General features: G+C 34.2%; 21 protein-coding genes and 2 pseudogenes. 15 read left to right on the plus strand and 8 right to left on the minus strand.

The window, feature by feature from the left end; all coding sequences use genetic code 11:
• Positions 1 to 108: 108 nt before the first annotated feature.
• On the plus strand, positions 109 to 816 hold the full coding sequence (locus tag GKR88_00585; protein ID QMU62912.1) for a UMP kinase: 708 nt from the start codon (positions 109 to 111) through the stop codon (positions 814 to 816).
• A gap of 21 nt (positions 817 to 837) precedes the next feature.
• Positions 838 to 1,392: a ribosome recycling factor gene (locus GKR88_00590; GenBank protein QMU62913.1), complete on the plus strand. Its 555-nt coding sequence runs from the start codon at positions 838 to 840 to the stop codon at positions 1,390 to 1,392.
• A 70-nt stretch (positions 1,393 to 1,462) separates the two neighbouring features.
• Here the strand turns inward: GKR88_00590 and GKR88_00595 are convergent, their stop codons facing one another.
• On the minus strand, positions 1,463 to 2,041 hold the full coding sequence (locus GKR88_00595; protein QMU62914.1) for an NAAT family transporter: 579 nt from the start codon (positions 2,039 to 2,041) through the stop codon (positions 1,463 to 1,465).
• A gap of 81 nt (positions 2,042 to 2,122) precedes the next feature.
• On the opposite strand from GKR88_00595, the gene GKR88_00600 reads away from it, so the two are divergent.
• From GKR88_00600 to GKR88_00650, 11 genes are all read left to right on the plus strand, one after another.
• The gene (locus GKR88_00600; protein QMU62915.1) at positions 2,123 to 2,686 is read left to right on the plus strand and encodes a DUF3109 family protein; all 564 of its coding nucleotides are present in this window, start codon (positions 2,123 to 2,125) and stop codon (positions 2,684 to 2,686) included.
• A 334-nt stretch (positions 2,687 to 3,020) separates the two neighbouring features.
• The gene (locus tag GKR88_00605; GenBank protein ID QMU62916.1) at positions 3,021 to 3,992 is read left to right on the plus strand and encodes a ribonucleoside-diphosphate reductase; all 972 of its coding nucleotides are present in this window, start codon (positions 3,021 to 3,023) and stop codon (positions 3,990 to 3,992) included.
• Positions 3,993 to 4,048: 56 nt separating this feature from the next.
• Positions 4,049 to 6,442, plus strand: coding sequence for a ribonucleoside-diphosphate reductase subunit alpha (locus GKR88_00610; GenBank protein QMU62917.1), 2,394 nt, complete (start codon positions 4,049 to 4,051; stop codon positions 6,440 to 6,442).
• Between the two features lie 151 nt (positions 6,443 to 6,593).
• A complete protein-coding gene (gene rplU, locus GKR88_00615) occupies positions 6,594 to 7,112 on the plus strand; it encodes a 50S ribosomal protein L21 (protein QMU62918.1) in 519 nt (172 codons plus the stop codon).
• 27 nt (positions 7,113 to 7,139) lie between these two features.
• The gene (rpmA, locus tag GKR88_00620) at positions 7,140 to 7,400 is read left to right on the plus strand and encodes a 50S ribosomal protein L27 (GenBank protein QMU62919.1); all 261 of its coding nucleotides are present in this window, start codon (positions 7,140 to 7,142) and stop codon (positions 7,398 to 7,400) included.
• A gap of 301 nt (positions 7,401 to 7,701) precedes the next feature.
• The gene (locus tag GKR88_00625; protein QMU62920.1) at positions 7,702 to 9,786 is read left to right on the plus strand and encodes a T9SS type A sorting domain-containing protein; all 2,085 of its coding nucleotides are present in this window, start codon (positions 7,702 to 7,704) and stop codon (positions 9,784 to 9,786) included.
• Between the two features lie 596 nt (positions 9,787 to 10,382).
• Positions 10,383 to 12,053: a dipeptide ABC transporter ATP-binding protein gene (locus GKR88_00630; GenBank protein QMU62921.1), complete on the plus strand. Its 1,671-nt coding sequence runs from the start codon at positions 10,383 to 10,385 to the stop codon at positions 12,051 to 12,053.
• Positions 12,054 to 12,297: 244 nt separating this feature from the next.
• A complete protein-coding gene (locus tag GKR88_00635; protein QMU62922.1) occupies positions 12,298 to 13,314 on the plus strand; it encodes a nucleotidyltransferase in 1,017 nt (338 codons plus the stop codon).
• A gap of 6 nt (positions 13,315 to 13,320) precedes the next feature.
• Positions 13,321 to 14,271 carry a hypothetical protein gene (locus GKR88_00640; protein QMU62923.1) on the plus strand — a complete coding sequence of 317 codons (951 nt, stop codon included), beginning with the start codon at positions 13,321 to 13,323 and terminating at the stop codon, positions 14,269 to 14,271.
• Positions 14,268 to 15,053, plus strand: a complete 786-nt coding sequence (locus tag GKR88_00645; protein QMU62924.1) for a DUF4292 domain-containing protein — start codon at positions 14,268 to 14,270, stop codon at positions 15,051 to 15,053. Before GKR88_00640 ends, GKR88_00645 begins: the two co-directional genes overlap by 4 nt.
• Positions 15,053 to 16,264 carry a peptidoglycan DD-metalloendopeptidase family protein gene (locus tag GKR88_00650; GenBank protein QMU62925.1) on the plus strand — a complete coding sequence of 404 codons (1,212 nt, stop codon included), beginning with the start codon at positions 15,053 to 15,055 and terminating at the stop codon, positions 16,262 to 16,264. The genes GKR88_00645 and GKR88_00650 overlap by 1 nt, the downstream gene beginning before the upstream one ends.
• Positions 16,265 to 16,315: 51 nt before the next feature.
• Here GKR88_00650 and GKR88_00655 read toward each other — a convergent pair whose 3' ends face one another.
• Positions 16,316 to 18,337 carry a M3 family peptidase gene (locus tag GKR88_00655; protein QMU62926.1) on the minus strand — a complete coding sequence of 674 codons (2,022 nt, stop codon included), beginning with the start codon at positions 18,335 to 18,337 and terminating at the stop codon, positions 16,316 to 16,318.
• A 57-nt stretch (positions 18,338 to 18,394) separates the two neighbouring features.
• Positions 18,395 to 18,874: a 5-(carboxyamino)imidazole ribonucleotide mutase gene (gene purE, locus GKR88_00660; protein ID QMU62927.1), complete on the minus strand. Its 480-nt coding sequence runs from the start codon at positions 18,872 to 18,874 to the stop codon at positions 18,395 to 18,397.
• Between the two features lie 222 nt (positions 18,875 to 19,096).
• Between purE and GKR88_00665 the strand changes: the two are divergent.
• A pseudogene (locus GKR88_00665) lies at positions 19,097 to 19,426 on the plus strand (IS110 family transposase).
• A 24-nt stretch (positions 19,427 to 19,450) separates the two neighbouring features.
• Here the strand turns inward: GKR88_00665 and GKR88_00670 are convergent.
• The 5 genes and pseudogenes from GKR88_00670 to GKR88_00690 form a co-directional block, all read right to left on the minus strand.
• Positions 19,451 to 21,130 (minus strand): annotated as a pseudogene (locus GKR88_00670) (AlwI family type II restriction endonuclease).
• Entirely contained in the window at positions 21,117 to 22,037 is a 921-nt protein-coding gene (locus tag GKR88_00675; protein ID QMU62928.1) for a Dam family site-specific DNA-(adenine-N6)-methyltransferase, read from the minus strand. Before GKR88_00675 ends, GKR88_00670 begins: the two are co-directional and overlap by 14 nt.
• A complete protein-coding gene (locus GKR88_00680; protein QMU62929.1) occupies positions 22,034 to 22,345 on the minus strand; it encodes a helix-turn-helix domain-containing protein in 312 nt (103 codons plus the stop codon). Before GKR88_00680 ends, GKR88_00675 begins: the two co-directional genes overlap by 4 nt.
• Positions 22,346 to 22,592: 247 nt before the next feature.
• Positions 22,593 to 23,750 (minus strand): 5-(carboxyamino)imidazole ribonucleotide synthase, encoded by a 1,158-nt coding sequence (locus GKR88_00685; GenBank protein QMU62930.1) that lies wholly within the window; start codon positions 23,748 to 23,750, stop codon positions 22,593 to 22,595.
• Between the two features lie 53 nt (positions 23,751 to 23,803).
• Positions 23,804 to 24,223, minus strand: a complete 420-nt coding sequence (locus tag GKR88_00690) for a hypothetical protein (GenBank protein ID QMU62931.1) — start codon at positions 24,221 to 24,223, stop codon at positions 23,804 to 23,806.
• Positions 24,224 to 24,384: 161 nt separating this feature from the next.
• On the opposite strand from GKR88_00690, the gene greA reads away from it, so the two are divergent.
• Positions 24,385 to 24,858: a transcription elongation factor GreA gene (gene greA, locus GKR88_00695; GenBank protein QMU62932.1), complete on the plus strand. Its 474-nt coding sequence runs from the start codon at positions 24,385 to 24,387 to the stop codon at positions 24,856 to 24,858.
• Positions 24,859 to 24,894 lie beyond the last annotated feature (36 nt).

Genomic DNA, 24,894 nt, shown 5'->3' on the forward strand with positions numbered 1-24,894 from the left:
GTAGTACATAGCTCTGCCAACACAGTGTTTCTCTTTTAAAGGATGAAGTGAAACAGTTGGTTTTTAAGAATAGTACTCGGAAATGGTATCAAACTTTCTAAACTATATATGCAGTATAAAAGAATACTTCTAAAATTAAGCGGTGAAGCTTTAATGGGAGACAGACAATACGGAATAGATCCTGACAGACTAAAAAAATATGCCAAAGAAATTAAAGAAATTGTACATAAAGGTATCGAAGTTGCTATTGTAATAGGTGGCGGAAATATTTTTAGAGGCGTTGCGGGCGCGAGTAATGGCACGGACAGGGTTCAAGGAGATCATATGGGAATGTTGGCTACTTGTATTAATGGGTTGGCTCTGCAAAGCGCCCTCGAAGAAGCCCAAATATATACTCGGCTACAAACTGCCATTGAAATTAAAGAAATGGCAGAACCATATATTAGAAGAAAAGCCATCAGACATTTGGAAAAAGGGAGAGTAGTTATTTTTGGAGCAGGAACAGGAAGTCCTTATTTTACAACCGATACCGCAGCAGTTTTAAGAGCTGTAGAAATTAATGCCGATGCTATTTTGAAAGGAACCAGAGTAGATGGTATTTATAACTCAGATCCGGAAAAGAATGCAAATGCTGTAAAATTTGAAAATATTACATTTAAAGATGTTATTGAAAAAGGGTTAAAAGTCATGGATATGACTGCTTTTACATTAAGTGAAGAAAACAAACTTCCCATCATTGTATTTGATATGAATAAAAACGGTAACCTTTTAAAATTAATATCCGGAGAAAAAATAGGAACTAAAGTAAATATATAGAACATAAAATGATACTGACTTATGAATGAAGAAGTAAAATTTATTATAGAAGGCGCAAAAGAACAAATGCAAAATGCCATTGAGCATTTAATTAAGGAATTGCGTTCTATTAGAGCGGGGAAAGCATCACCTGCTATGTTATCTAATATTATGGTTGATTATTATGGCTCTCAGACTCCACTAAATCAGGTAGCTAACATCAATACACCGGATGCCAGAACCATCAGTATCCAACCTTGGGAAAAGCAACTACTACAAGAAATTGAAAAAGCAATTATGACTGCTAACATTGGTTTTAATCCGATGAATAACGGTGAAAATATTGTCATCAATGTTCCTCCGTTAACCGAAGAGCGAAGAAAAGATTTGGTAAAACAAGTTAAAGCAGAGGCAGAACACGCCAAAATAGGTATTAGAAATGTGAGAAAAGATGCTAATAACGATATAAAAAAAATAGATATCTCTGACGATATGAAGAAAAATACCGAAGCGGATATTCAGACATTGACAGATGATTTTGTGAAAAAAACCAATGAGCTATCAGCGACTAAAGAAACTGAAATAATGACTGTGTAATTTTTTTAGGCTAAGAAAAAGCTACTAAAATAATTTTCCATATCATTCAGGGAAGCACCAAAAAATCGGTTTATAGTAATCCTTTCATGTTTGTCGTAAATAATTTTACTGCAATCGCTAATAGTACAACACCAAAAATTTTCCTAATAATTTTAATCCCGTTAGGGCCAATAAGGCGTTCGATTTTTGAAGACGTCTTAAGTACAATATAAATGAAAAGTATATTTAATATAATTGCTATGATGATATTCCTAATTTCAAACTCAGCTCTTAAAGAGAGTAACGTTGTCAAGCTCCCCGGACCCGCAATTAAAGGAAATGCCAAAGGAAAAACGGAAGCAGTAATCGCATTTGAATCCTCTTGTTTATAGAGTGTAATTCCCAAAATCATTTCCAAAGAAATAAAAAATAAAATAAACGATCCGGCTACTGCAAAAGAGTTTACATCTATCCCTATAAGAGTTAATAAACTTTGCCCTAAAAAAAGAAAAAGAATCATAATACTCCCTGCAATAATGGAAGCTTTTCCTGACTGAATATGCCCTACCTTTTTCCGTAAATCTATGATAATCGGAATATTGCCAATAATATCAATGACTGCAAACAAGACCATAAATACCGTAAAAATCTGCTTAATACTTTCTATCATTACATATAATTTTTTGCAAAAGTAGTCAACTTACATCTGGAATCTTCTAAAATAATAGAAAAAAATGCTTTATTTTTGCACATGTTTCAATTAGAAAAAACAATTATCTCAGAAGCTATTATTGAGAAAGATTTTGTATGCAATTTATCAGCGTGCAAAGGCGCATGTTGTGTAGAGGGAGAAGCAGGAGCTCCTTTAGAAAAGCAAGAAACCAAAATCTTCGAAAAAATTTATCCGAAAATTAAACCCTTCCTCCGAAAAGAAAGTATTGACATTATAGAAAAAAAAGGAACATGGATAAAAAGCGTTTTTTCGGAATTAGAAACCCCTTTACTAAATGATGCGGAATGTGTATATGTTATTTTTGATGATAAAAATAGAGCCCTTTGTGCCATTGAAGAAGCATATAACAGAGGCATTATTAATTGGAAAAAACCCATCTCATGTCATTTATATCCTGTAAGAATCAAAGAATATACAGAATTTTCGGCTGTAAATTATAACAAATGGCATATATGTGATGATGCATGTACGCTGGGGAAAGAGCTTCAGGTACCTGTATATAAGTTTGTTAAAGACGCATTGATTAGGAAGTTCGGGGAATCCTGGTATAAAAAACTTGAAAAAGTAGCAAAAGATATATAACATTAATTTTTAGTATCCTTAAAACGCTAAAAGCTTTCATAAAATGAAAAAATACTAGTGTTGTTTTTGCATAAAAAAGCCTAAAAAAAGAAGCTCTTTAAGAATGTCAATAACAACAATGCCTAACAAAGAAATATTAAATTAAACATTTGATTGTCAATTATTTATAAATTAACTGTTTTTTGCATTTTTATATAACATAAATTGATTTTGTTAAAAACTTGCTGGTTTTTGTGAATAAGTATAGCTTTTAATTTGTAGCATTTTTTTTAACCTTTGTAGGTGTCTCTTTGTTAAGAGAAAATTTCCCCAAGATCAAAATAATTTACGCAAAATGGCTGCAATAGAACCTATTTTAGAATCCAACGATAACAGATTTGTAATTTTCCCTATACAACACGACGATTTATGGGATTGGTATAAAAAACAGCAAGCCTGTTTTTGGACTGCCGAAGAAATAGATTTACATTCGGATTTAGCAGATTGGAACAACAAACTAACTGATGACGAACGTTACTTTATCAAACATATCCTTGCGTTTTTTGCTGCTTCAGACGGTATTGTCAATGAAAATCTAGCTGAAAATTTTGTGAATGAGGTCCAATATTCAGAGGCAAAATTCTTTTATGGCTTTCAAATAATGATGGAGAATATCCACTCGGAAACCTACTCTCTTTTAATAGATACTTATGTAAAAGATGAAGTAGAAAAAGATCGATTATTTAGAGCAATTGAGGTATTTCCTGCCATCAAGAAAAAAGCAAAATGGGCTCTAAAATGGATTGAATCCGATTCTTTTTCGGAAAGGTTAATTGCTTTTGCAGCGGTAGAAGGAATTTTCTTCTCCGGGGCATTTTGTTCTATTTTCTGGTTAAAGAAAAGAGGCCTATTACCAGGATTAACATTCTCAAACGAACTAATTTCCAGAGACGAAGGAATGCATTGTGATTTTGCCGTTCATTTGCATAATAACCATATCGTATATAAAGTTCCCAAAGAACGCATCAAAGAAATCATAGTGGAAGCTCTAGATATCGAAAGAGAGTTCATAATAGAATCACTACCCGTTAGCTTAATTGGTATGAATGCCAAATTAATGATAGAATATTTGGAGTTTGTTACCGATAGATTATTAGTAGAGTTTGGCTGTGAAAAAGTATACAATGCAACAAATCCTTTTGATTTTATGGAAATGATCTCACTGGAAGGAAAAACCAATTTCTTTGAAAAAAGAGTATCTGAATATCAAAAAGCAGGTGTCAAATCAGGAGGTACGGGCTCCATAAGTTTCGACGCAGACTTTTAAATTAAAGAAAAACTGCTCTTGCAGTTTATATATCACATTACAAAAATAAATAATACATGTACGTAGTAAAAAGAGATGGTAAAAAAGAACCTGTGATGTTTGATAAAATCACAGCAAGAGTAAAAAAGTTGTGTTATGGATTAAACACTATAGTTGATCCTACAAAAGTAGCCATGCGGGTAATAAAAGGGTTATATGACGGCGTAATGACTTCCGAACTTGATAATTTAGCAGCTGAAATTGCAGCTACCATGACCACTGCACATCCGGATTATGCAAAATTAGCTGCACGGATTGCCGTATCTAATTTACATAAAAATACTAAGAAGTCGTTCTCAGACACTATGAATGACTTATACCATTACGTAAATCCTCGTACCGAAAAGAAAGCTCCCCTACTAGCAGATGACGTATATGAAATTATCAAAAAAAATGCAGAAAAATTAGATTCTACCATTATTTATAATAGAGATTTTAACTATGATTATTTTGGTTTTAAAACATTAGAACGTTCTTATTTATTAAAGTTAAACGGCCAAATAGTGGAACGCCCTCAACATATGCTTATGAGGGTTGCCGTAGGAATTCATAAACATGATATTGATGAAGCCTTAGCCACGTATGAGTTAATGAGTAAAAAATATTTTACCCATGCAACCCCTACGCTTTTTAATGCCGGAACCCCAAAACCTCAAATGTCATCGTGTTTTTTACTACAAATGCAGGATGATAGTATTGAAGGTATTTACGATACACTAAAACAAACAGCTCAGATATCTCAATCTGCAGGGGGAATAGGGTTATCTATCCATAATGTAAGGGCTACAGGATCTTATATCAGAGGAACCAACGGAACATCAAATGGCATCGTTCCCATGCTAAAAGTATTTAATGATACCGCTCGTTATGTAGATCAGGGTGGTGGAAAACGCAAAGGTTCTTTTGCCATGTATTTAGAACCCTGGCATTCGGATATTTTTGATTTTTTAGACCTAAAGAAAAACCATGGAAAAGAAGAAATGCGTGCCAGAGATTTATTCTATGCTATGTGGGTACCGGATTTGTTTATGAAAAGAGTACAGGAAGATGGAAACTGGACTTTAATGTGTCCGAATGAATGCCCACATCTGTATGATACTTACGGAGATGAATTTGAGAAGCTATACCAGGGGTACGAAGAAGTAGGAAAAGGAAGGAAAACCATAAAGGCGCGTGAACTTTGGGAAAAGATTTTAGAAGCCCAGATTGAAACAGGAACGCCCTATATGTTATATAAAGATGCCGTAAATCGAAAAACAAATCATAAAAATTTAGGAACCATTCGATCTTCTAATCTATGTACGGAGATTATGGAATATACGGCCAAAGACGAAGTCGCCGTATGTAACCTGGCATCCATAGCATTACCGATGTTTGTCACAGAGAAAGAAAACGGAGAAACCTTTTTCAATCACAAAAAGCTATTTGATGTTACTAAAAAAGTAACCCGCAATCTGGGTGCAGTGATTGATATGAATTATTACCCTGTCAAAGAAGCAGAAAATTCAAATTTTCGTCATAGGCCTATTGGATTAGGAATACAAGGACTGGCAGATACATTCATTAACCTACGCTTGCCTTTTACATCGGAAAAAGCAAAACAATTAAATCAGGATATTTTTGAAACCATATATTTTGCTGCAGTTACTTCTTCTATGGAAATAGCTAAAGCTAAAAAAGAACCCTATTCAACATTTAAAGGTTCTCCGATGTCAGAAGGTGAATTTCAGTTTAATATGTGGGGCATTAAAGACGAAGAATTAAGTGGAAATTGGGATTGGGGAAAATTACGCAAGAATGTTATGAAATACGGTGTAAGGAATTCACTTTTGGTAGCACCTATGCCAACAGCATCTACTTCCCAAATTCTGGGAAATAACGAAGCCTTTGAACCCTATACTTCCAATATTTATACAAGAAGAGTATTGTCCGGAGAGTTTATAGTAGTAAATAAGCATTTACTGGAAGATTTAGTAGAATTAGATTTGTGGGATAATGACATGAAAGAAGATATCATGCGTGCAAATGGCTCCATCCAGCACATAGAAAAAATTCCCGCGACATTAAAAGAACTATACAAAACCGTTTGGGAAATGAGTATGAAAGATATTATAGATATGGCTCGTCACAGAGGGTATTTTATCGATCAATCTCAATCCCTAAATTTATTCATGAAAGATCCGGATTTTGCAAAGTTAACATCCATGCATTTTTACGGATGGAAATCCGGCTTAAAAACAGGTATGTACTATCTAAGAACTAAGTCTGCAGTAAATGCGATTCAGTTTACACTTTCTAAAGAAAAGAAAGTAAATGAAGTAGAAAAACCGATAAGCCCGGAAGAATTTAAAACCATGATAGATGCATCTAAAAATGCGGACCCTGATGATTGTTTAATGTGCGGTTCCTAAGCATTAATAAGAATTAAATAAAAAATAAAAGTATAAGTTTACCCTGATTATTTATATGGTCAGTTGTTGTATTCTTTTAAAAAAAGAGTATATTTGCACCCGCATTTTCAATAATGAAGTGTAAAAAGAAGCTAATATAAACGAAATAAGTATGTATGCAATTGTAGAGATAGCAGGGCAGCAGTTTAAAGTAGCAAAAGACCAAAAAGTATATGTTCACCGTTTACAAGAAACAGAAGGTACTAAAGTAACTTTTGATAAAGTAATGCTAGTAGAAGATAAAGGGAACGTAACTATTGGCGCCCCGGCTATAGAAGGAGCTGCAGTGACAGCTAAAATTTTGAATCACCTCAAAGGTGATAAAGTAATTGTTTTTAAAAAGAAAAGAAGAAAAGGCTACAAAAAGAAAAATGGACATCGTCAATATTTGAGCGAAATTCAAATTGAGGGTATTACTACCTCGGGAACAAAGAAAGCTCCGGCCAAAAAAGCAGCTGCTCCTAAAAAAGAAAAAACAGCAACGGCTCCGAAAGTAGAGGTAAAAAAAACAACGTCTGATGATCTAAGTTCAATGACTGTTGCACAATTAAAAGCTTTGGCCAAAGAAAAAGACATCAAAGGATATACTTCTCTAAAGAAGGCCGAGCTGATTGAAATATTAAGTAAATAAGAATCAATTTTAAAACCATATAGAGCCATGGCACATAAAAAAGGAGTTGGTAGTTCGAAGAATGGTAGAGAATCCGAATCAAAACGATTAGGTATTAAAATTTTTGGAGGGCAGGCTGCAATCGCAGGTAATATAATCGTTCGCCAAAGAGGAACCGGTCACAATCCGGGAGAAAATGTATATATGGGAAAAGACCATACATTACATGCCAAAATAGATGGAATTGTCCAATTCAGAAAGAAAAAAAATAATAAATCTTATGTTTCTGTAGTTCCTTTTGAGGCTTAAGAAATATAAACAGAAATAAGGAAATCGCCCGGAAAGTATTCCAGAGCGGTTTTTTTGTTATTTTAAATACCTTTTGATTTTTTCTACTTCAAAAATAATCTTCCACTGATGTTATACAAGACACGATGCGCTTTCAAACTTTTAAATATAAAACTAAATTTACATAAAACAGCTTCTCAAATTTAATTTTTCTTAACTTTTGAATAACAGAAATTTATTCGAAAAATTAATGTGCAACATTGAATGAAAATAGATATATTTTAATACCTTGTGCATATTATTTATAACCTAAATTCATGGTATGAAAAAAATTTACTTTACACTTTTATCGACTCTTTGTTTTAGCACTTTTTCCTTTGGGCAAATCATTATTACGGAGTTGGCAGACCCAAATAACAATTCAAGCGCCAGATATGTTGAAATTTACAATGTGAGTACAGGAGCAGTTGATTTAACAAATTGGTCATTGAAAAGATGGACAAATGGAGGAACTACAGTATCTACCGTAGTTGATTTATCATCCATTGGTAATTTAGCATCAGGAGCTTTTGCTATTATTGCTTCCAATGGAACTACATTTCAATCCGTATATGGAATGACAGCAGATATTTCTGCAGGAACCGGAGGCCCGGCAGATAGTAATGGAGATGATCAAATTGCTATTTTTAATGCCTCGGATGTTATGATTGACATTTTCGGCGTGCCCGGAGAAGACGGATCCGGAACATGCCATGAATTTGAAGACGGAAGAGCAGAGCGCAAAGCTTCTGTAACTGCTCCAAACACAACATGGGATGAATCCGAATGGAATGTCTGGGCAGATAGTACGGTATCAGGATGTACAAGCCATACAAATTCACCGAGGACTGCACCGGGAGATTATAATCCGAAATCATGGATTGGTGCCGCTTCAGGGCCTGCTATATCTGCGGGTGCTGCGGTTACCGAACTGGATTATTTTGAAGGTAACGGGCCGTCAACAGAACAAATATTCTCTGTAGAAGGAATTAACTTAACTGGAAATATCACTGTTACTGCTCCTGCAAACTTTGAAATTTCTACTACTTCCGGAAGCGGTTTTGGAAATACTGCGATGCTTACACAATCCGGAGGTACGGTAAGTTCAACCAATATTTATGTACGTTTGGCAGCAGGATTAAGTTCAAACTCATATTCCGGAAATGTTACCTTATCTTCTGCAGGAGCTGCTGATCAAACGGTTGCATTGTCAGGAACCGTAAGTCCGGCAGATCCGCAGATTTCAATTACTGCTTTTTTAGATAATTTGAATTATATTATTAGTGTTGGAGGGCCTTCTCCGGAAGATACGTTTTCTGTTTCCGGATTGTTTTTAACAAATGATATTGTTATTACAGCACCGGCAAATTTTGAAATTTCTCTAACTTCCGGAAGCGGCTTTGGAAGTTCCGTAAACATCACACCCAGTTCAGGAACAGTAGTAAGTACAGACATATATGTTCGTTTGGCAGCGGGTTTAAGTGCGGGTAATTATAACGGCAATATTACAGTATCTTCCACAGGGGTCACTACTCAAACCATAGCCGTAAATGGGAATGCATATGGGCCTCCCACCAATAGCATGGTTATAACAGGTATATTTGACGGGCCTTTGTCAGGTGGTACTCCTAAAGGAATTGAATTGTATGTATTAAATAATATAGCTGATTTAAGCTTATATGGAGTAAGTTCTGTGACAAATGGCGTCGGTTCCTCAGCAGGTAATGTAGAATATAATTTTCCTTCCGGAGCTGTAACTGCGGGAAGTTTTATTTATTTGGCAACTGAATCCCCAAATTTTACTACTTTTTTTGGAATGGCACCCACTTATGTCGACGATGTTGTATCTATTAATGGAGATGACTCCATTGAATTATATGAGAGCGGGCAGAGCATAGATGTATTCGGAGATGTTAATACAGATGGTTCCGGTCAGGTATGGGATCATTTAGACGGATGGGCATACAGAAATTCCAATACCGGGCCGGAAGGAACTACTTTTACTCCAACAAATTGGTCTTATAGCGGAATAAATGCTTTAGATGGAGAAGCATCAAATTCTTCTGCCGAAACTCCATTCCCCATAGGAACTTATATGGCAACTGCCTCCACAGAGGATAGTTCGATAGGTGGCTTTTCCGTATATCCGAATCCGGTAAACCATAAGAGATTTACAATTACTACCAATACCAATACTATTTCAGAGAAGAGTATAGAAATATTTAATGTATTAGGCAGGCAGGTATTTACTGCAAAGTTTACTTCAAATCATAATACAGTAGATATACCTTCCCTAAGCTCCGGAGTTTATATTCTTAAAGTGTTAGAAGGAAGAAAATCTGTAACAAAAAAATTAGTTGTTAGATAAGTTTAGGTAATCATAGTATAATTTTTAACAAAAGCCTCCTATAAAAGTACTTTATAGAGGGCTTTCTGTTTTTTATTTGAGTGAGAATCTTTGTAGCATTGATTTGGCAAAAAAAACTCAACGTTGAAAAAATTTTCAAAAAGTAAGAAATTTGAAACTAAATCAATCCAAATACGGAATATATCCTATTTTTGACAAAGGTCTCTAAGTATTTTTAAATTGGAAAAAGTATTATATAAAAAAACTCAAACCGAAGGGATTTGAGTTTCTAGAGATATTAATTATGAAGTTATGGGGATTCATGAATTAATATACTTATAATTAAAACAAAGAATAATAATATAAGAAATTTAATACCGATGTAAAGGTAATCCAATCTTGAATACTTGTCAATAACAGAAAATAATAAAATTTTCATCTAACGGAAAACAGTGATATAGTGATATGATTTTAGCATTTAAGGACTGGCCATATATGGTAGTAGACATAGCTTATTTCATGCTCTCTTATTAGTTCTTCGTTAAAAAACAATTCTTAATTAGGTGGTAAGCATTCATGTGAAGTGCATGTTATTTAGTATCTTTAAAAAAAAATAAATGCTTCAAATCAACAACCTGACTATCTCTTTTTTTTCTAATAAGGTAGAAAATACAATTGTAAAAAATATTTCTTTTGAACTGGGCAAAAACAAAATTTCAGGAATGGTAGGTGAATCCGGAAGCGGAAAATCTATTACTTCTTTAGCTATTTTGAGACTATTGCCAAAAAATACACAGGTTAAAGGTGAAATTATTTTTGAAGGAGTTGATATTCTAAAATGCCACCCGAAACAAATTTTAAATATACGGGGAGGGAAAATCGGAATGGTTTTTCAAGAACCTATGAGTTCACTAAATCCTACACTTACATGCGGGTACCAAGTTGCGGAGATATTAAAACAACATACAAATGTGTCATCCGAAAGAATTAAAAAAGAAGTGATACAGTTATTTGCAAAGGTAAAGCTACCTCAACCCGGGAGAATATATACATCTTACCCACATCAAATAAGCGGAGGGCAAAAACAGAGAGTAATGATTGCTGTGGCAATTGCTTGTAAACCGAAATTGCTAATTGCAGATGAACCCACCACAGCTCTTGATGTAACAGTTCAGAAAGAAATTTTACGATTACTAAAAGAATTGCAAGCAGAAACAAAGATGAGTATCTTATTTATTTCTCATGATTTAGAGTTAGTTTCGGAAATAGCTGACACAGTTATTGTAATGCATAATGGAACTATTGTAGAGCAAGGAAATACAAAAACTATTTTTAAAAAACCAAAAGAAAATTACACGAAAGCTTTAATTGCATCAAAGCTTACATTAGATAAAAGGTTTAAAATATTGCCAACTATTCGGGATTTTATGGAAAAATCCGTAAAAAACAGACTGTATACAAATGTCGAGAGAGCAAAATTTCATAAAAAAATATATGCAACTCCCCCTGTACTTGAAATCATTAATTTAGAAAAACAATTTATTTCCAAAGCGAGTTGGTTTAGGAAAAAAAGCATTACGAAAGCAGTTGATGCTGTTAGTTTTAAACTCTATGAAGGAGAAACTTTAGGTTTGGTAGGAGAATCGGGTTGTGGAAAAACAACTTTAGGAAAAACAATATTGCATCTGGAAAAAGCAACATCTGGACACATTTTTTACAAAGGGAAAGGCATTACTAAAATGAAAAAGAATGCATTAAAAAGTTTTCGAAAAGAAATTCAAATCATTTTTCAGGATCCATTTTCTTCTTTAAATCCCAGGATGACCGTCGGTAGCGCAATTATGGAGCCGATGAAGGTTCACAAAATTTTCTCAAATACTAAAGACAGAAAAGCATATGTTTTAGAGCTATTACAAAAAGTAGAGTTAACATCATCGTACTTCAAAAGATACCCTCATGAACTTTCAGGAGGGCAAAGACAGAGAATAAGCATTGCCAGGGCCATTGCTTTACAACCTAAAATAATCATTTGTGATGAGTCGGTCTCTGCACTGGATGTTTCCGTGCAAGCTCAGGTTTTAAATGTATTAAACAACCTCAAAAGAGAATTTAATTTTACATATATCTTCATTTCACACGACTTATCCGTAGTGAAATATATGTCAGATCAATTAATTGTTATGAATAAAGGAAAAATTGAAGAAGCAGGTGATGCGGATATTATTTATAAAAACCCTAAAACGGCTTATACCAAATCTTTAATTGAGGCAATTCCCAGAGGGATTTAAACCCCAATGATGCATTAGAAAATCTATTACAGCTTGAAATCGTTTCAAAATATATTCGCTTCACTGCATTTTTGAAATGAGTCGTAGCGCTGCCTACGCTACATTCCGGAAAACGCTATATTTTATCACGATTTCAACCTTCATTACGAAGTTCTAATGCATCATCCGGGTTAAATAACTCCTCATCTTTTCGGATCGAGTTATATATAGTATATTGCAGCGTTAAATCATTGAAGATAAATAGATGAGGATTATTGTTCCAATGGCTGGGATTGGGTCAAGGTTAAGACCACATACGCTAACAGTACCTAAGCCGTTAACTGTAATAGCGGGGAAGCCCATTGTTCAGAGGTTGGTAGAAGATATTGCAGCCATTGTAAAACAAGATATAAAAGAAATAGCCTTTATCATTGGGCCTGCAGCAAAAGGTTTTTCTGAAAACACGCGGAAAGTATTATTAAAAATTGCAAATACATTAGGAGCAAAAGGATCTGTATATATACAAGAAGACACTTTAGGCACAGCACATGCTATTTATTGTGCTAAAGACTCGTTAGACGGGCCATGTGTTATTGCTTTTGCAGATACACTTTTTAAAGCTGATTTTACTTTAGATGCAAATGCAGATGGTGCAATTTGGGTAAAGAAAGTAGCTGACCCAAGTGCATTTGGAGTCGTGAAATTAAGCGATGGTTATATTACTGATTTTGTTGAGAAGCCAAAAAAATTCGTCTCTGATTTAGCCATTATCGGAATCTATTATTTTAAAGATGGCAACAGAATAAAACAAGAAATTAAACATTTGATAGCTAATGATATCAGGCCTTCGGGAGAATTTCAGTTGACCGAAGTGCTGGAATCTTTAAAACAACAAGGTGCTAAATTTATCCCCGGGAAAGTAGATATTTGGATGGATTGTGGCAAAAAAGACCCTACGGTAGCTACCAATAAAACCATACTAAAAATTGAAAAAGATAAAGGAACAAATCTGGTCTCCAAAACAGTCGTATTAGATCATTCGGAAATCATCCCACCTTGTTTTGTAGGAAAAAATGTAGTACTTAAAAACACGGTCATCGGGCCTTATGTTTCTATTGGATCCAATAGTTTGGTTAAAGATTCTGCTGTTAAAAATTCCTTAATACAATCGAATGTTACTATTACAAATGCTACCTTAGATAACGCAATGATTGGAAATCATGTAAAGTATAATGGAAATTATACTTCGGTAAGTATTGGAGACTATACCGAGCTAACATAAAACAGTATGAATAAAAGGATTACAATACTAATTTTTTTAGGGTTTTTGTACTATCCTTTTTTTTCTTTAGCACAAGACAGTATTCCTACTGCTAAAGATATTTCCGAAGAAAAAGAGTTAAAATTTCAGCAATATTTCTTTAAAGCACTTTCGGAAAAATCCATTATGAACTATGAAAACGCCATAAGAAATCTTGAGAACTGCCATGAGCTTCTACCGAATACGGTTTCTGTACTTTTTGAACTTTCTAAAAATTACTTATTCCTAAATAGAACAACAGAAGCCAAAATATACATAAAAAAAGCATTGGCAAAAAAACCGGATGATATCTGGATGCTTTCTCATCTGGTTGCGATATATAAAAAAGAGTACGATTATAAAAATGCGATCATCACTCAGAAACAAATCATCAAAACGGACCCTTCCAAAAGAGAGGGTATGGTGTTCCTTTATGTACAAAATAAAGAGTATAAAAAAGCTATCGAGTTAATGGATATACTTGAATATGAAGAAGGGCTTTCCGAGAATTTAAAAAAATTAAAAACCAATCTTCACAGAGGAAAATCGAAGCCGGTTGAAAAAAAAGAACCTGCGGATTTAAAAGCTTTGATAAAAAATTTCGAAAACAATCCGTCCTCTTTTAAGGTACTGAAAATGATTTTACAAAAAGCAGCTTTAGAAGATCAAACCATCCTTAATATATATAGCAAAGAAGCTGTTGAATTGTTTCCGGCTCAACCATTTGTCTATTTAATGCGCGGGAGATTTCTAAATTATCAGAAATCATATAAAAAAGCGTTAGTCATACTACAAAGTGGTATTGATTTTGTAATTGACAATAAAAGCATGGAAGCAGGTTTTTATGATGAAATTTCCAAAGCTTATCTTGGGTTAAACAACATCGCTAAGGCTGATGAGTATAGAAATAAAGCAAAGAGATTAAGAGCCGTTAAATGAAAAAATTGATATCTGTTAATGTCCTTTCCCTACTACTGGTAGCGGTTTCCTGTAAAACCACAAAGAATGTTGTTGATACCAAAGACATAAAAAAAATGTCTGCAAAGAAAATTATCAAAAAACATGTAAGCAATACATCTGGTGCAAATACACTTGAAGCCAAAATCAAGGCAAAATACCGTAGTACGAATGGAGAAAAAAGTGAGAAGCATAGTTTTACCGTTCGACTTAGAATACAAAAAAATGAGGTGATTTGGCTGAAAATCTCTAAAACAATTACGATATTTAAAGTCAAAATCACACCCAATTCTCTTCGTTTTTATTCTCCTCATGAAAAAATATATTTTGAAGGTAACTTTAAAATATTAGAACGCATATTGGGAATGGAGATCGATTTTTTTCAGCTCCAAAAAATGCTAGTAGGCGAAAGTATCTTTGACCTAAGAGAAAAAAAGTATATAGCCTCAATAGAAAATAAATCATACAAACTGGTGCCTAAAGTAGAAGAACAACTATTTGAGATATTTTTTAATATAAATCCGTATCATTTTAAACTAAGCAAATTCTATATAAAAAATAATCAAAAAGATCAGAGTTTAAAGGTACATTATACAAAGTATAAAGATTTTCATACGGAACAGGTTCCTGTCGGTATGGGGATCCAAGCAAAAGACGGAATAAAGAATACTCGTATGGATTTGGATTACAGAAGTATTGAACTAAACAAACCTCTTAACATTCGTTATAGAGTTCCAAAAGGTTATAAGCGTATTACATTATAGTGCTAAAAAAATATACAGCCATATTATTTTTTCTCTTTCTAGGAGTTTCAACACTTGCTCAAAAAAAGACCCGCAAGCAGCTGGAAATTGAACGGAAAAAACTCAAGATTGAAATTAGAAAAGTAAATAAACTGCTTTTTGATACGCAAAAGAAAGAGAAAAATGCACTAAACGATTTAAAAGATATCAATCAGAAAATAACAGTTAGAAACAAATTAATTGAAACCATCCGTTTAGAGACTACTATTTTATCCGAGGAAATCAAAGCAAATGAAAAAAAAGCGAAGAAACTGACAAAAGAGTTGGCAGTTTTAAAAGCAGATTATGCAGATATGATTTTTAAATCGTATAAAAGTAAATCACAACAGAGCAAAATGATGTTCATATTGTCTTCTAAAAATTTCTATCAGGCTTATAAACGATTGCAATATATGAAACAATACACTGCATATAGGAAAAAACAGGGAATAGCTATTGATGTACAAAAAACAACCATAAAGCAATTAAATGATTCACTGACTTATCAGAAAGCATTAAAAGATACATTAGCAATTTCAGAAGAAAATGAAAAAGAGAAAATAGAAATCGATAAAAAAAACCAGGAAAAGTTAATTGCCCGGATTAAGAAAAAAGAAAATAAATACAAGAGGGAACTGCAAAAAAAACAAAAAGAAGAAAAAATAATTGCAGCAAATATTGATAAATTAATAAAAGCTGCAATTGCCAGATCGAATGCAAAAAAGGGGGCAAAAAAATCAAAGGGTTTTGCATTGACTCCCGAAGCTAAAGCCCTGGCAAGCCGCTTTGAAAAAAACAAAGGCAGGTTGCAATGGCCATTGAAAAGCGGATTGGTTGTAAGGCGTTTTGGAAGGCAGGCACACCCCACTTTAAAAGGAATCACGATCAACAGTACCGGGCTACATATTCTTACTGATGAGGGAAAAAGCGCAGAATGTATTTTTAACGGGACTGTTTTAGCTGTTCAGATATTGGCAGAGGGAAAGAAAAATATTTTAGTACAACACGGTAATTATATTTCCGCGTATAATAATTTGGAGACTGCGTTTGTAAAATCCGGAGATGAAGTAAAAACAGGCCAGCAATTAGGTACTATTTTTACCGATAAACTAACAGGGAAAACAAAACTCATCTTTGTACTCTTTAAAAATACCACACGGTTAAATCCATCTTTTTGGATTGCAAAAAGGTAAAAAATCATATATATTGAGTTCGTGATTGTATTCCTTAATAGGAATTTAACTTTATTTAGAAAGTAGTCCTGCTCTTTTTAACAAAGCATCCGGTTTTGGCTCTTTTCCTCTGAAACATTTATATAAATCCATTGGTTTTTCAGTCCCTCCCTTAGATAAAACATGTTCTTTAAATAGGGTGGCAACCTCTTTATTAAAAATTCCCTTCTCTAAAAAATATTCGAAAGCATCTGCATCCAGAACTTCCGCCCATTTATACGAATAGTAACCAGCGGAGTATCCTCCCTGAAAAATATGAGAAAAAGAAGTACTCATACAATTTTCCGGGACATCAGGGTATAATTGGGTTTCTGAAAAAACAACTGTTTCAAATGTTTTTACATCTTCAATTTCCGAAGCATCTTGCCCGTGCCAACTCATATCCAGTAATCCGAAACTCAATTGGCGTACTGTTTGCATTCCTTCCTGAAAATTGGCAGATGCTTTAATTTTATCTATATACTCCATTGGAATCATTTCCCCTGTTTTATAATGTTTGGCAAATAATGCTAATGCTTCTTTTTCGTAACACCAATTTTCTAAAATCTGGCTCGGCAATTCCACAAAATCCCAGGAAACAGCAGTTCCGGATAGACTGCTATATGTAGTATTTGCAAGCATGCCATGCAATGCATGTCCAAATTCGTGGAATAAAGTAGTTACTTCATTAAAAGTCAATAAAGAAGGTTTGGTTTGAGTAGGTTTTGTAAAGTTGCAAACAATGGAAATATGAGGCCTGTCATTGATGCCGTTTTTAATTTGCTGCGGTTTATAAGATGTCATCCAGGCACCGTTTCTTTTTCCTGCTCTTGGATGAAAATCAGCATATAAATAAGCAATAAAGAAATCATTGGCATCATGCACTTTATAGGTTTTTACCTCTTTGTGGTAGGTATCCATATCAAAAACTTCGACAAACTTCAAACCATATAATTTATTTGCAACTGTAAAAACTCCGTTGATTACACGGTCTAATTGAAAATAAGGTTTTAACAGTTCTTGATCTAAGTTGAATATTTCTTTTTTTAATTTTTCAGCATAATACGCTCCGTCCCATTTTTGCAATTGATCGATACCATCTGATTTTTTAGCGTATTTCTCAAGTTTTTTAAATTCTCTTTCTGCTGCCGGTTTTGCTTTTGCCAATAAATCGTTTAAAAATTGAATGACCTTTTCGGGTGTTTCGGCCATTCTTTCTTCTAATACAAAATCAGCATGTGTTTTATAGCCTAATAAATGAGCTCTTTTATGACGAAGATTTGCAATTTGTAAAACAATGTCTTCGTTATTATTTTTAGTATTTTGAAACCCTCTTTTACCAAATGCAATTGCCAGCTGTTTCCGCAGATCTCTATCATCCGCATAGGTCATAAAAGGAATATAACTTGGATAGTCCAACGTAAAAACCCATCCCTTTTTTCCTTTTTCTTCAGCAGTCATTTTAGCAGCTTCTTTTACATCTTCAGGCAAACCCGATAATTGTTTTTCATCGATGATAAGCAGTTGATATGCGTTCGTTTCGGCAAGCACATGTTCCCCAAATTGTAAAGATAATTTGGAGAGGGTAGCATCTACTTCACGAAGTACCTTTTTATCCGTATCATTTAAATTCGCGCCATTTCTTGAAAATCCCTTAAATTGTTTTTCTAACAACATTTCCTGCTCAGCAGATAATCTCAAATCCACTTTTCTATCATATACGGATTTTACTCTGGTAAACAGTGGTTTATTTAAGACAATATCGTTCTTAAAGGTACTGAGCCAGGGAGCAATTTCTTGTGCTGTTTTTTGTATTTCCTCATTGGTCTCGGCACTGTTTAAGTTGAAAAAAATGCCGGTAATTCTGTTTAATTTCTCTCCTGTAAACTCTAATGCTGCAATGGTATTCTCAAAATCGGGTTTTTCTCTGTTAGACGTGATGGCTGAAATTTCTTCCGCAGTAATTTCAATTGCTTTTTTTATGGCAGGCTTATAATCCGAGTTCTTGATTTGAGAAAAAGGAGTCGTATCAAATTCTTGTAAAAGCGGATTCATAATGTAATAACGAAATGATTTAAGGTAATTTCTTTACTATATCTGGCTAAATTACAATTACTTTCTAACACGTTTGGAAGCTTCTTCTGCTTTTATTTTTAATCCCTCCTTATAGGCCTGTATTTTATCCAATACACATCTATCTGATATTCCGATCATCTGAGCAGCTAAAATACCTGCATTTTTAGCACCGTCCAAAGCAACGGTAGCTACGGGAACACCTCCCGGCATCTGTAAAATGGATAAAACGGAATCCCAACCGTCTATGGAATTACTACTTTTTACGGGAACTCCTATGACAGGCAAAGGGCTTAAGGAAGCTACCATTCCCGGCAGATGGGCTGCACCGCCCGCACCTGCTATGATTACTTTCATCCCGCGGGTATGTGCATTTTTAGCATAGTCAACTAATTTTTCGGGAGTTCTGTGTGCAGAAACAATATCTACTTCTATTGAAATATCAAAATGCTCTAAGATATCGATTGCTTGTTGCATGACAGGGAGGTCTGAATCGCTTCCCATGATAATTCCTATCATAAATTATTTATTTAGATGATTTTAAATTCAAGATATGTTTTGTTGTACAACGGTCTCAGCTATGATTTCGTTGTGGAAAATGTTGGGGATTTTTCCGCAATTGAAACTAGCCGATTGGTTAGTTAAAATTATATTTTTTTCTCCTAATATCACAATGAATTATAGCATTTATAAAAAAACAGTAAGTCGAGCATCTTTAAGTAAATCTAAAAATATAAAGATATGAACACTCAAATTACTACCATACCAAAGTTATACATAGGCATTGACATTCACAAATGCAGTTGGAAAATTCGTTGCAGTACAGATTTATTTTCTGGTAAATTATTTTCCATGGTACCTAAACCCGAAGAATTGAAACATTATACTATAAAGCATTATTCTGACTATGAAGTCTCAGTGGCTTATGAATCAGGTTTTTGTGGTAGCTACTATGCGCATCGTTGTTTTGTTTCTTATGGTTGGGAATCCTTGGTGGTCAATCCTACAGATATTCATCGTAAAGGTAAAGAGATATATATCAAGACAGACAAGATTGATGCACAATTGATACATTATACTTTCGTCTTTTATTTTTTATTCAGTCAACCAATTCAATGCTTTTTGTGCTATTCCATTATACCAATCTTTTCCGTTGTCCGTAGAATCTGCTAATCAATTAGAACATTCAAAAAACTGCTGTACGTGTCGTGGTTCGGGAATGTAACTTGCTCTATGCGAGTCTTCAATCATCTTGAGAAAAACACTCAATGGAAGCGGAACTATAGTGGATTTCCCGCCATAATAGCTGATATTCATTTTGTGCAATGCGTAAAAGTGGGCAATACAAGCTTCATTTATACTCGGTGCAATGAATAAACAGTAAGCAGGTTTGTTAGTTTCTCGTTTTACTTTGGCAAGATGTCGGGTTACAGGTTCTCCCTCAGTTTCATATTGTCGTTGTCCACCTTGCATAGTTACTTCTACAGTCAATCCAAAGTCCCCATAATCACAAACTATATCAGGCATATTTCCCTGTGCCGTGGACATTGGATTTCCAAAATCGTCAAACTTTAAATTGGCTTTTATGCTGCCTCCGTTCAACATTGTCATTGCCCTCCAAGTGTTCCATTCAAGCATCAAAGGAGTATCGTAAAGTGAATTGTCAAGTATCTGGTCAAATGTTGAGTTTATTTCATCAAACAATCGATAATCTTTGATTGCTGTTACTTGCTCGGTAAGAATTTGCTCCTTACGTTTTTCTAATTCGTCTGCAAAAATCTCTTTGAGTTGGTGTAAACTCATTTCATTGCTGATATGAATATTAGGGAACTCGGAAGCAATTTTTTGTTCAAGTAATTCACGATTGTCAAAAAGCAAAGTGGGAGTTTCCGCATTGCCTAAATAGTTTATATATTGCTTCTCGTTATCAATAAAAATGGGTTCTCGGTTTGCGTGTTCCAAAAAGAAATCTACTTCCTGAATTTTTTCAGGTGCTATTGAAACGGATTTTCCAATATGTGAAATGTTTACTAATCCCGTTGCTCGTATGTAACGAATACAGGCATCAGCATAATCTCGCATATTACTCGCTTTAGTTTTCAGGAATTTTGAGATAGACGTATCATTCGTTTCCCTTGTTTTTATATTTCCTGCAATGATGTCCTCCTGATATATTTCCCGTAGTTCTTTATCTAAATATTCTTTGCGGAATTTTTTATAATTGCCTTCATTTTGGGCTTTAGCTGTCCTAAATTCATTAACTTTTTGGACAATTCTATCAAACTTTCTGTAATCAACTAATTGCAAACCGAAAAACATCAATTCGTCAAATTTTAGTGAACCAAAATGACGAACTAAACGAAATAATTCAAGGTAAGGTTTGCCCCAGAAATCTGTGGATTTTTCAGATGGTTTGTGATATGGGGAAGGAACTTGGAATTTGAGAAGTTGCCTTAAAAAGATTTCGTTCTTACGTTTTGAATTTATTAATTCCGTTCCTGCTGGTGTTAAGCTAATTTTCGGCGAAAGAATTACAAAACCAAGAGCCTTTGGTGCTCGGTTTATTCTGTCTCTTGCACTGAATGCAGGATCTTTTGCTCCTTGCCCGTTGAAAAAGTTTTCCTCTTTCAACAATTCCATAAAAACTCGTTGTGTTTCGGTATTCCATTTTTGCCCTGCAAAATGAGTGTTCAATAACTCAATTTCCGGTATCATTTTAGCCGGAGTTCTCGGAGATGTAGTAACGAAAATCACTTTGCTGTCAATTCTGGCCATAAGAAGCTGATTCTTCTTCTAATATTAGTTTGGGTTCTCGTTTTAATGCTTCATTGCCATAGTTGGAAATAAGTATATGACTTGCTTCTGCTTTAAATATATTCTTAATGTTTACAGCATATGATTTTCCATATTCGTCCACAATCATATCTCCGTATAATTTTTCGGTTAGCGGTGTTCGTCCAATAACCATTAATGCTTTGCAGTTTAATTCTTTGTAAGCATTGGCTAATTCGGTGTGGTTTTTTTCGTTGAAACCATCTTTGTATTCTATATTTCCATAGTCCGAAAATACACAGTCATAAGGCGGGTCTAAAAACATAAAATCATCTTCTCTTGCCATTTCAAAAATGGCTTTATAGTCAAAGTTATATATTTCCGTATTGGCGAGTAATTGATTGTGGTTTTTTGTTACTAATGATGTATTCAAATTTTTATAACGTCCATAAGGTACATTGAACTCACCTTTGGAATTGTAGCGTACCATTCCCGAATACGCAGTTTTGTTAATAAAGAAATATAATAGAGCATCAGAGTATTTTTTTTCAACCAAATCATTAAACATATCTCTAATTTGGTAGTAAAGTGTTTCGTTTTCGTCAGGAACTCTTTCAGTTGGTGTTTTGGCTTTTAGTTCTTCAAATTTTTTACGGTTGGTTTTGTAAGTTTTTTCAATTTCAAAAAGTTCTTTTTTTAATGTTTTAAAGTCTGATTTCACGTCTTTATAAAAATCCATCAGTTTGGAATTGATATCATTGATGATTGCCTTCTTGGGTCCTAAGTGAAAAAATAAGGCTCCACCACCAAAAAATGGCGCAATATATCTGCCATTGAAATCAGGAATATGTTTTTCTATGTATGGGATTTCTTTTGATTTTCCGCCTCTGTATTTGACTAGTGGCTTCATGCTTTTGTTTTTTGGCGTTTGTAATATGTAATATTTTCGGCAACTACATTTAAGATTTGTGTTGCTTCATCTTCGTCAGCAATTAGGTCATAAACTTTGTCTGCCGACCACAATCGTAAAAGTTCTTTGGTGTCTGTCTGCAATAACTCCGCAAGAGTTGCTACTTGTTTACGTTTTGCTCGTCTGTCGCCTTTCTCGATTTTGCAATAGGTCGCTGTGTCGATTTCCAATACGGAAGCCAACTGTCTTTGAGGGATTTTTTGTTTCTCCCGAAGGGTTTTGAGTCTGTTACCAAATATTGTTGACATAACTCTGTCTTGACGTTATTTGGCAAATTTAGGAATTAATTTTGATTTTGGAAATATTTCGTCTGTACGTTTTTAGGTCTTGTACAACATTCATATATAGGAAAAGAAGTGGAATTTTATGTACTAACTTTTCGATTTATTACTAACTATAAATGTACAAAACGTATTCTGATTTAAGGATTTAAATCGTTATTTTTATAGCATCCATGTAAAAATAGTGCCTTAAGTTTGAGGTAAAGAAATAACATTATTTACTTATTACCCGTACGGTTTCTTTAACTTGTTGAGCAATTTTTCTGGCTTCGTTTACATCTTCATTTACAGTAGTAACATGTCCCATTTTACGAAAAGGTTTTGTGATTTTTTTTCCGTAAATATGCGGAGTAACTCCTTCCATAGCTAAAATGGTTTCTATATTTTCATAAATGACTTCTCCCGTATATCCTTCTTCACCTACCAAATTTACCATAACTCCGGCTACTTTACTGGCAGTATTCCCCAAAGGCAAATTCAAAATACTGCGTAAGTGCTGTTCAAATTGGCTGGTATAACCGGCTTCTATACTATAATGTCCGGAATTATGTGTCCTTGGAGCAACTTCGTTGACAACTATTTTATTTTCGTGAGTTTGGAACATCTCTACGGCCAATAAACCAACAAAATCAAAAGCATCTGCAACTTTCAATGCTATTTTCTGGGCTTCTTTTGCAATGGTAGCATCAATCCTTGCCGGACAAATAACATATTCTACCTGGTTTGCTTCCGGATGAAATTCCATTTCCACCACAGGATATGTTTTTGTTTCACCATTCAAATTTCTTGCTATGATAACAGCCAATTCATTTTTAAACGGAACCAATTCTTCTGCAATACATGCCACATTTGGCAAACGTTCCAAATCAGCATGATTGCGAATCACTTTTACTCCGTTTCCATCGTATCCAAAACGTGCTGCCTTCCATACGAAAGGCAATGTAAGAGAACTGTTTAGGTATGCGTGTTTTACTTCTTCTCGGGAAACAAAACGATAAAATGCAGTTGTAGGGATTTGATGATCCGTGTAAAATAATTTTTGTTTTATTTTATCTTGGATAATTCTGATATTTTTTGGTTTTGGATAAATAGTCAACCCTTCTGATTCCAATTTGTCAAGTGCATCAATATGGACATTCTCAATTTCAATGGTCAACAGATCTACTTGTTTTCCAAAACGATAAACAGTGTCGAAATCCAACAAATCGCCTTGATGAAATTCATTACAAATTTCTGCACAGGGAGCCTCATTTGAAGCATCTAAAACAACAGTATAGATATCCCATTTTTGAGTTTCCCGCAATAACATTTTACCTAACTGCCCTCCTCCTAAAACGCCTAATTTAAAATGGGAAGAAAAATAATCTTTCAAAATAATTATCGATATTTTTGTGCAAAAATAATAATCTAGCCCGTAAAGAACGATTAAAAATTAGTAATTCTGATAACCGTAGGGGTGATGATTTGAACAGCGTATTCTTTTGCAAAACAAGTTGCATCCTGTGTAAGCGGAGAACCATTTAAAATATTATATTCATTAGCATCGCAAGTACATTTTAAAATGATACTGTTTTCGACAATCATAGGGCTACATGTTGCCTGATCCTGCTCCGGACAACGCCTGTCATATGCTTTAAATTGAGAACCGTTTAAGTTAAAAATAACAATGCCGTTATGCCCTCCGGTTGTATAACTCCATCCGCCCGGAACTCTCGCATTAATGAATTGCGGTAACTCTAAATTTATGATTTCTTCAACAATAATATTTGTAAAACAACTATCTGCAACCCCGTCGTTACTACAACTACAAGTCGCTATCAAGAGAAAATAAAAAAATCTTTTCACTAGTAAAAAAATTAATACTATACTTTAAACGAAGCCTATTTACAAATATTTTGTACATTTGTTATCTGGTCTCATACTGATAAAAGTAATGAGATTTTCTGTTTTTAACAACAGCATTAAAAGCTGTTACAGGCGGATTAATTTTTAATTTACAGTAGATTATGAGTGAAATTTCGTATTACACAGAAGAAGGGCTAAAAAAGTTAAAAGACGAGCTTTTACAATTAGAACAAGAAGAAAGGCCAAGAGTGACACAAGAAATTGCCGAGGCAAGAGATAAAGGTGATTTAAGCGAAAATGCCGAATACCACGCAGCAAAAGAAGAGCAGTCTTTATTGGAAACGAAGATTGCCAAACTAAAAAATGTAGTGGCAAATGCCAGAATCATAGACGAATCTCAATTAGACGCTTCAAAAGCCTTAATTCATTCCCATGTGAAAATAAAAAATACTGCTAACGGAACAGAATTTACCTATACGCTGGTTGCAGATTCCGAATCGGATATCAGAAATCATAAACTTTCGGTAAACTCTCCCATAGGAAAAGGGTTGTTGGGAAAACAGGAAGGAGATATTGCAGAAATTCAGGTCCCCAAGGGCATTATGAAATTTGAAATTATAGAAGTTTTCAGGTAAAATAAGTAATATTTTGGTTGCAAATTAGTACACATT

This window comes from Flavobacteriaceae bacterium (assembly GCA_014075215.1).
Classification (GTDB): domain Bacteria; phylum Bacteroidota; class Bacteroidia; order Flavobacteriales; family Flavobacteriaceae; genus Polaribacter.